The sequence below is a fragment of the Morganella sp. HSTU-ASny43 genome (assembly GCF_022819185.1).
Lineage (GTDB): Bacteria > Pseudomonadota > Gammaproteobacteria > Enterobacterales > Enterobacteriaceae > Morganella > Morganella morganii.
The window spans coordinates 19,483-34,800 of the sequence record NZ_WSPG01000030.1 but is presented as its reverse complement, the minus strand read 5'-3'; the positions used below and the strand labels follow the sequence as shown (position 1 = coordinate 34,800).

The 15,318-nt window shown below is 51.7% G+C and carries 15 protein-coding genes; all 15 read right to left on the bottom strand.

From position 1 onward, the window contains the following. Window positions 1-7: 7 nt before the first annotated feature. Window positions 8-604, bottom strand: coding sequence for a ribonuclease HII (rnhB, locus tag GN208_RS14870; RefSeq protein WP_004237237.1), 597 nt, complete (start codon window positions 602-604; stop codon window positions 8-10). Further along, window positions 604-1,758 (bottom strand): lipid-A-disaccharide synthase, encoded by a 1,155-nt coding sequence (gene lpxB / locus GN208_RS14865; protein WP_004237236.1) that lies wholly within the window; start codon window positions 1,756-1,758, stop codon window positions 604-606. The genes rnhB and lpxB overlap by 1 nt, the downstream gene beginning before the upstream one ends. Window positions 1,759-1,772: 14 nt before the next feature. Beyond that, a complete protein-coding gene (gene lpxA / locus GN208_RS14860) occupies window positions 1,773-2,564 on the bottom strand; it encodes an acyl-ACP--UDP-N-acetylglucosamine O-acyltransferase (protein ID WP_004237235.1) in 792 nt (263 codons plus the stop codon). A 3-nt stretch (window positions 2,565-2,567) separates the two neighbouring features. After that, window positions 2,568-3,020 carry a 3-hydroxyacyl-ACP dehydratase FabZ gene (gene fabZ / locus GN208_RS14855; RefSeq protein WP_004237234.1) on the bottom strand — a complete coding sequence of 151 codons (453 nt, stop codon included), beginning with the start codon at window positions 3,018-3,020 and terminating at the stop codon, window positions 2,568-2,570. A gap of 103 nt (window positions 3,021-3,123) precedes the next feature. Then, complete coding sequence (gene lpxD / locus GN208_RS14850; RefSeq protein ID WP_015422461.1) at window positions 3,124-4,152, bottom strand: UDP-3-O-(3-hydroxymyristoyl)glucosamine N-acyltransferase; 1,029 nt, start codon at window positions 4,150-4,152, stop codon at window positions 3,124-3,126. A gap of 3 nt (window positions 4,153-4,155) precedes the next feature. Next, window positions 4,156-4,656, bottom strand: a complete 501-nt coding sequence (locus GN208_RS14845; protein WP_004242223.1) for an OmpH family outer membrane protein — start codon at window positions 4,654-4,656, stop codon at window positions 4,156-4,158. A 110-nt stretch (window positions 4,657-4,766) separates the two neighbouring features. After that, window positions 4,767-7,163: an outer membrane protein assembly factor BamA gene (gene bamA / locus GN208_RS14840; RefSeq protein WP_004237231.1), complete on the bottom strand. Its 2,397-nt coding sequence runs from the start codon at window positions 7,161-7,163 to the stop codon at window positions 4,767-4,769. A 41-nt stretch (window positions 7,164-7,204) separates the two neighbouring features. Continuing rightward, on the bottom strand, window positions 7,205-8,560 hold the full coding sequence (gene rseP, locus GN208_RS14835) for a sigma E protease regulator RseP (RefSeq protein ID WP_004237230.1): 1,356 nt from the start codon (window positions 8,558-8,560) through the stop codon (window positions 7,205-7,207). A gap of 26 nt (window positions 8,561-8,586) precedes the next feature. Beyond that, entirely contained in the window at window positions 8,587-9,444 is an 858-nt protein-coding gene (gene cdsA / locus GN208_RS14830) for a phosphatidate cytidylyltransferase (protein ID WP_036415726.1), read from the bottom strand. Continuing rightward, window positions 9,437-10,210, bottom strand: a complete 774-nt coding sequence (gene ispU / locus GN208_RS14825; RefSeq protein ID WP_004242218.1) for a (2E,6E)-farnesyl-diphosphate-specific ditrans,polycis-undecaprenyl-diphosphate synthase — start codon at window positions 10,208-10,210, stop codon at window positions 9,437-9,439. Before ispU ends, cdsA begins: the two co-directional genes overlap by 8 nt. Window positions 10,211-10,415: 205 nt before the next feature. Then, window positions 10,416-11,612: a 1-deoxy-D-xylulose-5-phosphate reductoisomerase gene (gene ispC / locus GN208_RS14820; protein ID WP_004237227.1), complete on the bottom strand. Its 1,197-nt coding sequence runs from the start codon at window positions 11,610-11,612 to the stop codon at window positions 10,416-10,418. 155 nt (window positions 11,613-11,767) lie between these two features. After that, window positions 11,768-12,325 carry a ribosome recycling factor gene (frr, locus tag GN208_RS14815; RefSeq protein ID WP_004242216.1) on the bottom strand — a complete coding sequence of 186 codons (558 nt, stop codon included), beginning with the start codon at window positions 12,323-12,325 and terminating at the stop codon, window positions 11,768-11,770. A 118-nt stretch (window positions 12,326-12,443) separates the two neighbouring features. Beyond that, window positions 12,444-13,172, bottom strand: coding sequence for a UMP kinase (gene pyrH, locus GN208_RS14810; RefSeq protein ID WP_015422460.1), 729 nt, complete (start codon window positions 13,170-13,172; stop codon window positions 12,444-12,446). A gap of 120 nt (window positions 13,173-13,292) precedes the next feature. Continuing rightward, on the bottom strand, window positions 13,293-14,144 hold the full coding sequence (gene tsf / locus GN208_RS14805; RefSeq protein ID WP_004237224.1) for a translation elongation factor Ts: 852 nt from the start codon (window positions 14,142-14,144) through the stop codon (window positions 13,293-13,295). A gap of 140 nt (window positions 14,145-14,284) precedes the next feature. Then, the gene (rpsB, locus tag GN208_RS14800; protein ID WP_004242214.1) at window positions 14,285-15,004 is read right to left on the bottom strand and encodes a 30S ribosomal protein S2; all 720 of its coding nucleotides are present in this window, start codon (window positions 15,002-15,004) and stop codon (window positions 14,285-14,287) included. Between the last annotated feature and the right edge of the window lie 314 nt (window positions 15,005-15,318).

Sequence of the window (15,318 nt, the reverse complement as noted above, 5' to 3'; positions counted from 1 at the left end):
GCCATCCTCACTTACTGATACCGGCCAGCGCGCGGCGGACCGGGCCAAAACTGGTGCGGTGATGCTCTGTCACCCCATACTGTGCCAGCATCTCAAGATGCAGCGCCGTCGGGTAACCTTTGTGTTTTGCAAATCCGTACTGCGGGAATTGTTTATCCAGCTCCGCCATTTCGCGATCCCGCGTGACTTTTGCCAGTATCGATGCCGCACTGATCTCAGGCACCAGACCGTCACCCTTGATCACTGCCTGAGCAGGGACACCAAAATCCGGCGCTTTGTTGCCGTCCACCAGTACAAAACCCGGACGCACCGGCAACCCGGCAACCGCCCGCTGCATCGCCAGGAATGTGGCCTGTAAAATATTGATTTGATCAATTTCCGCCGCTTCCGCGCGGCCGATACTCCAGTACAGTGCCTTTTCCTGAATTTCAGCAAACAGGCGCTCACGTTTTTTCTCCGTGAGCTTTTTGGAGTCCGCCAGACCGTCGATCGGGTTCTGCGGATCAAGAATAACGGCAGCGGTTACCACCGCGCCGACCAGCGGCCCGCGGCCGACTTCATCGACACCGGCAATCAGTGCCGCGTCCGGATAAACAAAATCCATTAATTACTCGCTATATCTGATACGGCCTGTGCCGCCTGATTATCCGCATCAAGACGGATTTTCTGATGAAGTTCCAGGAAGGTTTCTCTGAGTTTATCCACGGCTTCACCGCCCTGCAACAGCGGCAGCAGTGCATTTGCCAGCAGATCACTGCGGCACTCATCCTGTAACAGTTCCGGCACGATCTCACGCCCTGCCAGCAGGTTCGGCAGTGACACATACGAAGTTTTGACCAGCCGTTTCGCCAGCCAGAACGTGAACGGCTTCATGCGATAGCCCACGACCATCGGGCATTTCGCCAGCATGCACTCCAGTGCCGCCGTACCTGACGCCAGCAGTGCGGCGTCCGAGGCAATCATGGCATCACGGGCGCGGCCGTCAAGCAGGTGCACATCCAGTTCCGGGGCAATTTCCTGTTTGATAGCTTCAAATTCAGCGCGGCGTTTCGCATTTACCAGCGGCACCACAATCTGTAAATCCGGCAGTGCCTGCCGCAGCAGTTGCGCGGTTTTCAGAAAATCGCCGCTGAGCATCGAGACTTCCGCGTGACGGCTGCCCGGCAGTATTGCCAGACACGGCACGGACGGATCCAGCCCCAGCGCGTCACGGGCAGCGGTTTTGTCCGGCTGCAACGGCAGTGCATCCGCCATGGTGTGGCCGATAAAGCGGCACGGTACATTGTATTTGTCGTAAAACGCTTTTTCGAACGGCAGGAAAGCCAGCACCAGATTGGTCGCTTTGGCGATTTTAAAGACCCGGTTCTGCCGCCACGCCCAGACTGACGGGCTGACATAGTGGATCGTTTTGATCCCGGAAGACTTTAACCGTCCTTCCAGGGTGATATTGAAATCCGGCGCATCAATGCCGACAAAAACATCCGGCTGCAGTTCACGGAAGCGGCGGGTGAGATCACGGCGGATGGAGAGCAGACGCGGCAGGCGCCCCAGCACTTCCACAATGCCCATCACGGCCAGTTCTTCCATTTCATACCAGGTTTCACAGCCTTCCGCCTGCATCAGCGGACCAGCGACCCCGAAGAAACGAACATCCGGATATTTTTCTTTCAGTGCGCGCATTAAACCTGCGCCGAGAATATCGCCGGAGGTTTCTCCGGCGACAATACCTATCGTGAGCGGACGAGGTGATACCGACATGGCAGCCCCCGCAATTACGGACGGATGATCCCGCGTTCAGCGGTATCCAGGAAGTCAGCGAAGGTTTTTACATGGACATTTTCTTTCGCCAGTTCAGCCAACTGCACTTTGGCTTCTGCCAGCGTCAGATTACTGCGGTACAGGACTTTATAGGCATTCTGTAACGCACTGATATCGTCTTTATCAAAACCACGGCGTTTGAGGCCGATAGCATTGAGGCCGAAGGCGGTCACATGGTTACCCTGCGCGATTAAGAACGGCGGGATATCCTGCGCCACACCTGAACAGCCGCCGACCATCACGTGCTCACCGATACGGCAGAACTGATGAACAGCCGATAAGCCACCCAGGATGACATAATCATCCAGCGTGACATGACCCGCCAGGGTTCCGTTGTTGGCAATGATACAATGGTTGCCGATCACACAGTCGTGAGCAACATGGGCATTGATCATCAGCAGGTTGTCGTTACCGATACGGGTAACGCCGGTGTCCTGCGCGGTGCCGCGATGAATAGTCACACTTTCGCGGATACGGTTACGATCACCGATTTCAACGCGGGTCGGTTCACCTTTGTATTTCAGATCCTGGTTTATCTCACCAATGGAGGCAAACTGGAAAATCTGGTTATCACGACCAATTTTGGTATGACCATTAATCACAACATGGGACTTGATTTCAGTCCCCTCACCGATCTCAACATCCGCACCAATACAGCAGAAAGGACCGATGGTGACATTGGCACCAATAACGGCGCCGTCTTCGATAATGGAAGACGGGTGGATCCGGGCGGTTTTATCGATCATTTATTACCCCTCACGGCGGCGTGCACACATCATGGTAGCTTCGCAGGCAACTTCTCCGTCAACTTTCGCAACACCCGTGAAACGGGCAACGCCGCGGCGTTCCTTATGGAAAGTCACTTCGAGGATCATCTGGTCTCCCGGCAGTACCGGGCGTTTAAAGCGACAGTCATCGATGGCGGCAAAATAATACAATTCGCCCGGCTCTAATTTACCCAGGCTTTTGAACGCCAGAATGCCGGTGGCCTGAGCCATCGCTTCCAGAATAAGAACGCCCGGAAAAATTGGTTTGCCCGGGAAATGCCCCTGGAAAAACGGCTCATTGAATGATACGTTTTTCACGGCACGTAAAAATTTACCTTCTTCAAAATCCAGCACGCGATCCACTAATAAAAACGGATACCGGTGCGGAAGAAGCTCTAAAATTTCATCAATTTTGAGAGTATGGTTGTCACTCATCAGAATACTCTTCCTGTCTCTTTGTCATATGTCTTATTAATAACACGGCCTGCTATACCCGTCACGCGGTTAGCAGGCCGCAAAAATACCGCAAAATGCGCTGTTATTTATCGTCGTTATCCAGCTGCCTTTCGACCGCCTTCAGGCGTTTATTCATTTCGCTGATGTTCATCACCAGCGCGGCAGTTTTACGCCATGTTTTATTTGGCTGTAACGGAATACCGGAGGAGTATACACCCGGTTCGGTGATAGGCCGCATTACCATGCCCATGCCTGTCACGACGACGCGATCGCAGATTTCCATATGACCATTAATGACGCTTGCTCCGCCAATCATACAGTTGCGGCCGATTTTCAGGCTCCCGGCCATAATCACACCACCGGCTACTGCGGTGTTGTCGCCGATTATGACGTTATGGGCAATCTGGCACTGGTTATCAATGATAACACCATTACCGATTACCGTATTTTCTAATGCACCACGGTCGATAGTAGTACAGGAGCCGATTTCAACCCGGTCACCGATAATAACGGAACCCAGCTGAGGGATTTTAACCCACTGACCGCGATCGTTGGCATAACCGAATCCGTCCGCACCGATAACGGTGTTGGAATGAACCAGGCAGCCTTCGCCAATCACGATCCCGTGGTACACGGTGACATTTGCCCAGATACGGGTTTTGGCACCGATGGTGGTATTTTTGCCGACAAACGATCCTGCGCCGATGATAACATCGTCACCCAGAACCACGCCGGACTCAATGACAGCATTCGCACCGACCGACACATTTGCCCCGAGAGAGGCTGACGGGTCAATCACGGCAGACGGATGGATATTCTCAGCCGGAGCCGGTGTGGTATCCATAATCTGCGCCATATGCGCATACGCCAGGTACGGGTCTTTCACCACAAGGGCCGCGACCTGACAAAACGGTAAATCGTCTTCACGCAATACCACAGCACCCGCCTGACAACCAGCCAGTTTTTCCCGGTAACGGGCATCAGACAGAAAGGTAATTTGCCCGCTGTTTGCTGAATGCATAGGCGCGATACCGGTGATGACGAGATCGCCATCACCGTGTAACGTTGCATTCAACTGCTGAGCGAGATCAGCTAATCGAATGGAAGACATTAATTATTTAACCTGTTTCAGAACGTCAGCAGTGATATCAATGCCGGAAACAGAGTAAGCAACTGCGTTAGCATCGATCACAACGTCATATCCGCCTTTTGAAGCAACAGATTTCACTGCATCTTCAACACGCTTCATGACTTTGTTGCGTTCTTCCATCTGACGTTTCTGGAAATCCTGGTCAAATGCCTGGGCTTTTTTCGCGAAGTCAGCACGTTTGGTGTCGAATTCACCTGCCAGTTTCTGACGCTCGCTGTCTTTCATGGTCGCGCCGTCTTTCTGCAGTTTCTGAGCACGGGTCTGCAGATCTTTTTCTAAACTCTGCAGTTCAGTACCACGGCTTTTGAATTCGCTTTCCAGTTGTTTTGCTGCCGCTTCACGGCCCGGCATTTTCTGGACAACTTCACCGATGTTGACAACCGCGATCTTGTCAGCAGCCTGAGCAGCACCGGCAGACATCGCTAATACCATACCCACGCTGGCAGCAGTTAATAACTTTTTCACAATAAAACCCCTTAAACACCATTTACTGGTTGGATATTAAACCCAATGGTAAAGATTCCCTTTGCACACTGAGCGTACTGGTTATTACGCATGGTAACCCTGTACTGCAATTACCAGGTCTTACCGATATTAAACTGGAACTGTTCTGTCCGGTCACCCTGGTAGTCTTTGATTGGCTTCGCATAAGAGAAGACCAATGGTCCGAGCGGAGAAATCCACTGGAACGCAACACCAGTAGAAACACGGATGTTCCCTGCTTTACTGTAATCAGGAATACCATACTTCTGCATAAGCTCAGTATTGTCCCAATTGGTATCCCACACTGTACCGGCATCCACAAAGAGTGATGTGCGGACAGAATTCGTGTATTTTTCGTCGATAAACGGTGTCGGAGTGATCAGTTCCATACTGGCCACCGCCATCGCGTTACCCCCGATAGCATCACGGGACGGGCTGTCGCTGCGTAACTTATCGGATGCCCCGTCATAGTAGACTGCTTTCGGACCGATGGTATTGGAACGGAAACCACGGACGGTACCGGACCCACCGGCATAGAAGTTCTCATAGAACGGCAGTTCTTTGCCGCCGAGACCATCACCGAAGCCTAAACGACCGCGTCCCATCACAACCCAGCTGCCGTTTTCGTCAATCGGGTAGTAGCCGGTGGTATCTGCGATCAGTTTATAGTATTCGTTATCAGAGCCCGGAACCGTGACTTTCGCACTCACAGTGGATTTCACACCGGAGGTCGGGAAGTAACCACGGTCGAGGTTGTTATAAACCCACGCAGTTGTCAGGGTAAAGTCATCGGCACGGAATTCCGCACGATCTTTATAGTTCGGCTCTTCACCCATTGAGTGCAGATAACGCCACATATTAACCTGTGGTTCCATACGTGACAGGGTGTTATGCACATAACCCAGACCTAAACGGAGGGAGTTATTTTCGTTGATCGGGAAGCCGAGCGTTCCGTCCACACCATAGGTTTTGTTGGTGTAACCGGACAAGTCTGCATCATCCGCACGGAAGTCGTTGTAGAAAATACGGCCGCCGAGGCTCACACCATCAACCGTGAAGAACGGGTCAGTCAGTGACAGTTCAGCGTATGTTGAGTAGTCGTTCTTACTGGCGTTAGCACCAACCTGATAACCGGTACCTAACCAGTTATCCTGGGTGACACCCACCTGGAAGCTGACGCCGCTCTCTGTACCGAAGCCCACACCAAAGTTCAGGGAACCGGTGTTACGCTCTTTGACTTTATAGACGACATCGACCTGATCCGGCACACCCGGCACACGCTGGGTTTCCACCTCAACGGTTTCAAAGTAACCGGTACGGTTCAGACGTTCTTTACCGGCTTCAACCAGATCGTTACCTAACCATGCCCCTTCCATCTGACGCATTTCACGGCGCAGAACGGAGTCTTTACTCACGTCGTTACCGGCGAAACGGATCTGGCGGACATAGAAACGGTTACCGGCATCCACATTCACATGCAGAACCACGGTTTTATCGGCTTCATTAATTTCCGGCTGGGTCATGACGCGCGGATACGCATAGCCGTAACGGCCGAGCATATTTTTGACATCATTCTCCATTTTGGTGACCTGAGCACCATTATAGAGTGAACCCGGCTCAATGGCGGTCAGCTCGGTGATTTCAGCGGAGTGACCGGCCGTTTCACCTGCAACCTGAACCCCGGCAATCTGATACTGCTCGCCCTCGGTCACGTTGATGGTGATATAGATACCTTTTTTGTCCGGCGTCAGGCTGACCTGAGTCGAATCAATATTGAATTTCGCGTAACCGCGATCCAGATAGAAGCTGCGCAGGGTTTCAAGGTCACCGGCCAGTTTCTGTTTCTGGTATTTCTGATCAGCCGCCAGGTTCCACCACGGTACATCATCACGCAGCTGGAAACGGTTAACCAGTTCAGCCGTGGTAAACTGAGTGTTACCGACGATATTGATTTGCTGAATAGTCGCGGATACACCTTCCGCAAAAACGAATTTCACATCAATACGGTTGCGCGGCAGTGGTGTGACAACGGCTTTTACCGTCGCGTTATACTTACCGACACTGTGATAGAAATCTTCCAGCCCCTTTTCAATGTTTGACAGCATCGTCCGGTCAAGGGCTTCCCCGACGCGGATACGGGATGCTTCCAGGTTCTGTTTGAGCATGTCGTCCTTCACGGATTTGTTACCCGAGAAGGTGATATTTGCAATGGTCGGACGTTCCTTCACCTGAACCAGCAGTACATTACCTTCACGCAGGACGCGGACATCTTCAAAGTTACCTGTCGCGAACAGTGCGCGAATGGTACGTCCGATATCCTCATCACTGGCCGTGTCTCCGACACGGACAGGCATGTTCAGTAATGCAGCACCAACGGCGACGCGCTGAAGACCTTCAAACTGAATGTCCTGAACCACGAATCCGTCTGAACCGTATGCAGTGAAGCTGCCAAGCAGCAGCGACGCTATGAGCAACTTTTTCATCGCCATCGTTGTTATGCGTTTTCCTTACCGGTCCCGGTCTTCCTTAATCAGAAGCGGGAGAAATCATTGAAAAGTGCAAGCCCCATCAACAGTACCAGTGCCATTACACCAATACGATAACTGAAGTCTTGTACACGCTCAGACACCGGCCCGCCTTTTATCTTCTCGATAAGCAGGAATAACAGGTGTCCACCATCTAAAACTGGCAGCGGGAACAGATTTATGATCCCTAAATTGACGCTGATGAGCGCCAGAAACATCAGATAATACACTAAGCCGGAATCGGCGGAAATACCGGCACCTTTCGCAATCGATACCGGACCGCTGAGATTATTCAGTTTTACATCACCGGTCACCAGCTTGCCGATCATTTTCACGGTCAGATTCATTAACTGCCAGGTTTTCCCGGTTGCCTCGGCAACCGCTTCCACCGGCCCGTACTGATGTTCCGTAATATACTGCGGGTCGAGCGGAATAACCTTTAATTCGACACCAGCAAAACCAATTTGTTTACTGCCGCCGCTGTTTTTTATCTCCGGTGTGAGAGGCACATTAATATGTTCTCCGCCCCGCTCAATCAGTAAATCGAGCGTTTTACCGGGACTATTACGTACAAAGAGCGTAAACGGCTGCCAGACCGTAAGCGGCTCCCCGCTTACTTTAACGATCCTGTCCCCCGGTTGTAAACCGGCTTTTTCAGCAGGCCCCCCGGGCGTCAGTGCATTAATCTCATTACTGACCTTTGCGGACACCGGCATGATCCCCAGAGACAGGACAGCATCCTGTTTTTCCGGATCAAATTTCCAGCGGGTGAGATCGAGGCGTTTTTCCGCCGGTGCTGACCCCGGTTCCGGAATCACATTCAGAACGGTAAAATCATCGCCGATTTTACTGATCATCGCCATCCGCACACTATTCCAGTCAGGCGTTTCGATGCCGTCAACAGCATTTAGTTCCATCCCGGGCAAAATATTTGCCTGTTCTGCGACCGACCCCGCGCGGATATCCGCCACGACCGGACGAACCGCCGGCACACCGATCATAAACACAATCCAGTACGCCACGATGGCTAACAGAAAGTTAGCGATCGGCCCGGCGCTGACCACCGCCGCCCGCTGGCCGACGGTTTTGTTATTAAACGCCTGATGGCGACGCTCCGGTGCTACCGGTGCCACACGCTCATCCAGCATTTTCACATAGCCGCCGAGCGGAATCATTGCGATGACAAATTCTGTCCCGTGTTTGTCTGTGCGCCGCCAGAGTGCTTTGCCGAAACCGACGGAGAACCGTTCGACAAAAATACCGCAGCGCCGGGCCACCCAAAAGTGCCCGAACTCATGTACGGTAACCAAAATCCCCAGCGCGATAACAAACGCGGCTGAGTTCCAGATAAAAGTCATCATGCGTTTTCTGTCTGCTCCCGGTGTGCTTAAAAGCCGGAGAATACTAACAGGATCAGACCGGCAAATACCGGTACTGCCGCGGTCAGGCTGTCAATGCGATCCATCACGCCGCCATGCCCCGGGATCAGCTGACTGCTGTCCTTCACGCCGGACTGACGTTTAAACATGCTTTCGGTCAGATCACCGAACACGGAAATCAGAACCACAATCACCGACACAATAATCAGGTTTTCCGGCAGTGTCTGCAACGGCGAATAGTGACTGAACAGCCAGGACACCAGACCGGCGGTAATCAGGCCACCGGCCAGACCTTCCAGGGTTTTGCCCGGCGAGACACGCGGTGCCATTTTGTGTTTGCCCAGCAGACGGCCGAAGGCATACGCCCCGGAATCCGCCGCCCAGACCAGCAGCATGACATACAGCAGCCACCAGGCCCCCTGATACACATCACCGCCCGCATATCCCTGGGTACGCAGTACCATCATGCCGCTGTAAAACGGAACAATGGTCACCACACCGAAGATCAGGCGGATAATCACAGAATCTTTCCACAGCGCGGCGGATTTCGGGAAACTGATCACCAGCAGCACCGCACATACCCACCAGACCAGCGCCGCCCACAGGCTGATCTGTACAGCAGCATCCGCCATCAGGTTATTCATATCCAGTGTCAGCTGCCACGCAGCCAGACCGGCGGCAAACAGCACACCGGTGACAATACGCTGTCCGGCACCTTTCAGACCGGCAAACTGCGCCCATTCCCAGCCGGCCAGACCACACACGGCAATCACCACCCAGCCGAAATGTGCCGGTGCGAGCATAAACATCGCCAGCAGTACCAGCGGAATTAAAATAATGGCAGTAATTAGACGGTACTTAAGCAACATTTCCTCCCGGAGCCTGCTCAGACTGATCATCAGGTGTGGTTCCGCCGAAACGGCGCTCACGCTGTGTAAAAGAAGTCACCGCATCGCTGAATGCGTTTTCATCAAAGTCAGGCCACAGCACTTCTGTAAAATAAAATTCGGCGTACGCAACCTGCCAGAGCAGGAAGTTACTGATACGATGCTCACCACCGGTGCGGATCACGAGATCAATCGGCGGCTGGTCATGAAGCGAGATATGACGGCTGATATCCTGTTCGCTGACATCTTCAGCGGACAATTCCCCGCGCTGCACCTGTGCTATCACCTGTTTCACACTGTGGGTGATATCCCAGCGTCCGCCGTAGTTGGCGGCGATATTCAGCTGTAAACCGGTGTTATTGGCGGTCAGCACCTGACCACGGCGGATACGCTCCTGCAGACGCGGGCTGAACCGGCTGATATCACCGATGACAGATAATCTGACATTGTGCTTGTGCAGACTTTTGACTTCGTTGTCCAGCGCAAAGACAAACAACTCCATCAGTGAGTGGACTTCCTGTTCAGGACGGTTCCAGTTTTCACTACTGAAGGCATAAAGTGTCAGGGATTTTATCTGGTTTTTGATGGCAAAACTGACCGAGCTGCGGACCGATTTGATCCCTGCGCGATGGCCGGAAACCCGCAATTTTCCGCGTTTTTTTGCCCAGCGGCCGTTGCCGTCCATAATAATGGCGACATGCTGAGGTCCCGGCTTTTCTGAGGCATTTTCACTGGATACTGTCACGCAAGTTAATCCTTTGAGGTATCGGTTAATACATGGCGTCAGACACAAAAACACCGTGCAGGTTCACGGTGTTGTCTCTGTTTGTCAGTGATAACGTCATGGTGTTATTAACCGGTCATTAAAAATCTGATTTACAGAAATCGCAACGCTGAACTATATCACTTGCGCTATTCACCGACAAACGCAACCCGTTAATATAAATTAATTACTTCGCGATTTTTCCGATTGATTTACGGGTCAGTTCCCGCGCCTGTTTATCAATAATAAGGACATCATCAATTGACTGAGGTTCCGTGAACCGGTGATTTTCCACTACCATACGGTTTATTTGCGCGATATCTGTGAAACGGATTCTGTTTTGTAAAAATGCCTGCACAGTTTCTTCATTCGCCGCATTCATTGCCGTGGTTGCCGCCTGCCCGTCATCACAGGCTTCGATCGCCAGTTTCAGGCACGGGTAACGGTTATAATCCGGCTCAGTGAATGTCAGGCCGCCCATACGGGTAAAATCAAGGCGTTCAGCTCCGGCGGTAATACGGCCCGGATAACTCATGGAATAACTGATCGGGGTGCGCATATCCGGTGTGCCCAGCTGCGCGATAATGCTGCCGTCAGTATAGCGGACCATGGAGTGGATCACCGACTGCGGATGCACAATCACTTCCATTTGTTTTGCTGATGCATTAAAGAAATAACGTGCCTCAATATATTCAAGGCCCTTATTCATCATCGTCGCGGAATCCACGGAAATTTTACGTCCCATTGACCAGTTCGGATGTGCACAGGCCTGATCCGGGGTCATATTGGCCAGCTCAGATAAGGTGGTTTCGCGGAACGGGCCGCCGGAGCCGGTCAGGATAATGGAATCAATACCTGCGGCAGTCAGGTCAGCATGCCCGAGAGATAACTGTACGCCGGCCGGCAGGGACTGGAAAATCGCGTTATGTTCGCTGTCGATAGGAAACAGTTCAGCGCGGCTGGTGCTCATGGCGGCAAAAAACAGACGCCCGCTGGTGATCAGCGCTTCTTTGTTTGCCAGCAGAATACGTTTGTCAGCGCGGATAGCCGCGAGAGTCGGCAGCAGCCCGGCCACCCCGGTAATAGCGGCCATCACCTGATCCACTTCATCAAGCTGAACCACTTCACAGATAGCGGCACTGCCGCTGAGTACCTCGGTTGCACTGCCGTGGAGTTTCAGCTGAATGCGCAATTCACCGGCAGCCACTTCGTCGGATAACACCGCATAGCGGGGTTTAAATTCCAGACACTGTTCAAACATCGTCTGAACATTTTTCCCGGCTGCCAGAACCACCGCACGGAACAGATCCGGGTGCTGACGAATAACCGAGAGTGTGTTTTTACCGATAGATCCTGTGGATCCGAGAATTGCCAAACCTTTCATGATAAATACTCAATGTTACTTTATCGTTATTTCGAATCGCAAAAGTATAGCACTTTGGTCAACAGAGAGTGAGAAGTCATTTCCGCAACTGATAAGTAAAAAAATAGTGCCCTCGGGCACTATTTTTATATGTTCTGTTCAGCACAGCATCCGAATCAGAATTCCATCAGCTCTTTTTCTTTTGCTGCCAGTGCATCATCGATTTTTTTGATAAACAGGTCAGTCATTTTCTGAACGTCGTCCTGGGAACGGCGGTCATCATCTTCACTGATTTCTTTATCTTTCAGCAGTGCTTTGACTTTATCGTTCGCGTCACGGCGGACGTTACGCACAGCAATACGACCCTGCTCAGCGTCACCGCGGACGACTTTGATCAGGTCTTTACGGCGTTCTTCAGTCAGTGCAGGAAGCGGAACACGGATAACCGTACCGGCAGATGACGGGTTTAAACCGAGGTCAGAGGCCATAATCGCTTTTTCGATAGCCGGTGACATTGAACGGTCAAACACAGTGATAGCCAGGGTGCGTGAATCTTCCGCAACCACGTTAGCTAACTGACGCAGCGGAGTCGGTGTACCGTAATATTCAACAACGATACCGTCCAGCAGGCTCGGGGAAGCACGGCCGGTGCGCACTTTACTGATTTGGGATTTCAGCGACTCGACGCATTTTTCCATGCGTTCCTGCGCGTCTTTCTGGATTTCATTAATCACGTTATGAGTCCTTGGAAACGGGTAATTTTTCAGACCGTGCCTGTCGCGCGGCCCGCATTATAATTTTGGCGAATCGATTTATAAATGATACCGTCAAATTCCGCCGGTGTCCCGGCGTTTAGTCACGCGAAATCAAGGTACCTTCGTTCTCGCCCATCACGACACGGCGTAATGCACCGGGTTTGTTCATGTTGAAAACACGGATTGGCAGGTTATGGTCACGGGCCAGGGTAAAGGCCGCCAGATCCATCACTTTCAGTTCGCGTTCCAGCACATCCTGATAGTTGAGTTTTTCATACAGCACCGCATCCGGGTCTTTGGCCGGATCGGCTGAGTAAACGCCATCCACTTTTGTGGCTTTCAGCACCACATCCGCTTCAATTTCGATCCCGCGCAGACAGGCCGCAGAATCTGTGGTAAAGAATGGGTTGCCTGTTCCGGCAGAAAAAATAACCACACGGCCGTGACGTAAAAGACTGATTGCCTCAGCCCAGCTGTAATTGTCACAAACGCCGTTGAGCGGAATCGCAGACATCAGCCGCGCATTCACATAAGCGCGATGAAGTGCATCACGCATTGCCAGACCGTTCATCACGGTTGCCAGCATACCCATATGGTCACCGACAACGCGGTTCATACCGGCTTCGGCCAGCCCTGCGCCGCGAAACAGATTGCCCCCGCCAATAACGACACCGACCTGAATCTGCAGTTCAACCAGTTCCTTAATTTCCTGCGCCATACGGTCAAGTACAGTCGCATCAATTCCGAAACCTTCATTCCCTTGTAAAGCCTCGCCACTGAGCTTCAGCAGAATACGTTGATAAACAGGTTTTGCATTGGTAGCCATGGTGTTCTGTCCTAAACAGATGAATTTATTGCCAGAGATACCCGGACGGATGCCCGGATGATAAACAGGGGTACTGCAGATAAAACAGAACCGCCTTCCGGCGGCTCTGATATGCAATGATTATTTGCTCATTGCCGCGACTTCTGCAGCGAAGTCAGCTTCAGCTTTCTCGATACCTTCACCCACTTCGAAACGGATGAATGCAGTCACGTCTGCTTTGTTTTCTTTCAGCAGATCGCCGACAGATTTGCTTGGATCCATAACGAACGGCTGACCGGTCAGAGAGATTTCGCCGGTGAATTTGTTCATACGGCCGATAACCATTTTCTCTGCGATTTCCTGAGGTTTACCGGACTGCATTGCGATATCCAGCTGGATTTGTTTCTCGTGAGCAACAACATCAGCAGGAACATCTTCAGGTTTGGTATATTCAGGTTTGCTTGCCGCAACGTGCATAGCAATGTGTTTGATCAGTTCTTCGTTAGCGCCGGTTGCAGCAACCAGAACACCGATACGTGCGCCGTGCATGTAAGAACCGACCATGTCGCCTTCTAAGATAGCAGCACGACGGAAGCTGATGTTTTCACCGATTTTGGCAACCAGTGCAACACGCTGTTCTTCGAATTTCGCAACGATAGCTTCTGCATCAGCAGTTTTCTCAGCCATAACGAAATTCAGGATGTCCTGTGCGAATGCCAGGAAACCGGTATCTTTTGCAACGAAGTCTGTTTCACAGTTAACTTCGATCAGTGCGCCGAATTTAGCATCTGCGCTGACAGCAGATAAGATAACGCCTTCAGCAGCAACGCGGCCTGCTTTTTTCGCTGCTTTAGCCTGGCCGGATTTACGCATGTTATCGATAGCTAATTCGATATCACCGTTTGCTTCAACCAGTGCTTTTTTACATTCCATCATACCTGCGCCAGTACGTTCACGCAGTTCTTTTACCAATGCAGCGGTAATTCCAGACATGTTATTTCCTCGATGAGCTCGCAGAAACTGTTTCTGCGGGGAGTTGTTCGTATATCAGATGCGTATAGGGAGCCATGACGGCTCCCTAACCATTTGCAGCAATACCTGGTTAATAAGAGCGCTCAGAGAGCGGACTCAGATTATTCAGCGGCTAATTCTTCAGCCTGAACAGCCAGATCCTGTGAACGGCCTTCGCGGACAGAAGTCGCGACTGCGCCCAGGTACAGCTTGATTGCACGGATTGCATCATCGTTACCCGGGATGATGAAATCAACACCGTCCGGATCAGAGTTAGTATCAACGATAGCAAATACAGGGATACCCAGGTTGTTTGCTTCTTTGATTGCAATGTGCTCGTGCTCAGCATCGATAACAAACAGAGCGTCAGGTAAACCGCCCATGTCTTTGATACCGCCCAGGCTATTTTCTAACTTACCAAGTTCACGGGTACGCATCAGCGCTTCTTTCTTGGTCAGTTTGTCAAAAGTACCGTCCTGAGACTGTGCTTCCAAATCTTTCAGGCGTTTGATTGACTGACGGACTGTTTTCCAGTTAGTCAGCATACCGCCTAACCAGCGGTGGTTCACGAAGAACTGGTCACAGCTGATTGCAGCTTCCTGTACCGCTTCGCTTGCAGCACGCTTGGTACCTACGAACAGGATTTTACCTTTGCGTGAAGCGATTTTGTTCAGTTCAGCTAATGCGTCGTTGAACATCGGAACAGTTTTTTCCAGGTTGATGATATGCACTTTGTTACGGGCACCAAAGATGAATGGTTTCATTTTCGGGTTCCAGTAACGAGTCTGGTGACCGAAGTGAACGCCCGCCTGGAGCATATCGCGCATGGAAACAGTAGCCATTTTAAACCTCTGTAAATAATAAGTTGGGGTTATGCCTCCACGAATCCCATGCTTCCGACTCCCTGTCAGCGTTAAGCTTCGGAGCACCCCGGCGCACGTGCCGATTCGTGTGTGTTATAACAGTTGAGTTAATTTAAGTTTCCGGCAACCGGGCAAAATACACGGAATGCCGGCGCGCTTTATACCATAAAAGCCGCAGCGATACCACATTTTCTTCAGTTTTCATGCCGGCGGTTATCCGTTGTCCGCCGGGTTTCCGCGCAATGATTGGCATCCTTTTCTCCGGCTGATAACATACCGCGTTTCAGTACCAG

Bases quoted from the DNA above. Each gene is read 5' to 3' on its own strand.
- rnhB (WP_004237237.1), bottom strand. From the start codon at position 604: ATGGATTTTGTTTATCCGGACGCGGCACTGATTGCCGGTGTCGATGAA.
- lpxB (WP_004237236.1), bottom strand. From the start codon at position 1,758: ATGTCGGTATCACCTCGTCCGCTCACGATAGGTATTGTCGCCGGAGAA.
- lpxA (WP_004237235.1), bottom strand. From the start codon at position 2,564: ATGATCGATAAAACCGCCCGGATCCACCCGTCTTCCATTATCGAAGAC.
- fabZ (WP_004237234.1), bottom strand. From the start codon at position 3,020: ATGAGTGACAACCATACTCTCAAAATTGATGAAATTTTAGAGCTTCTT.
- lpxD (WP_015422461.1), bottom strand. From the start codon at position 4,152: ATGTCTTCCATTCGATTAGCTGATCTCGCTCAGCAGTTGAATGCAACG.
- bamA (WP_004237231.1), bottom strand. From the start codon at position 7,163: ATGGCGATGAAAAAGTTGCTCATAGCGTCGCTGCTGCTTGGCAGCTTC.
- rseP (WP_004237230.1), bottom strand. From the start codon at position 8,560: ATGATGACTTTTATCTGGAACTCAGCCGCGTTTGTTATCGCGCTGGGG.
- ispC (WP_004237227.1), bottom strand. From the start codon at position 11,612: ATGAAAGGTTTGGCAATTCTCGGATCCACAGGATCTATCGGTAAAAAC.
- pyrH (WP_015422460.1), bottom strand. From the start codon at position 13,172: ATGGCTACCAATGCAAAACCTGTTTATCAACGTATTCTGCTGAAGCTC.
- tsf (WP_004237224.1), bottom strand. From the start codon at position 14,144: ATGTCTGGAATTACCGCTGCATTGGTAAAAGAACTGCGTGAACGTACT.
- rpsB (WP_004242214.1), bottom strand. From the start codon at position 15,004: ATGGCTACTGTTTCCATGCGCGATATGCTCCAGGCGGGCGTTCACTTC.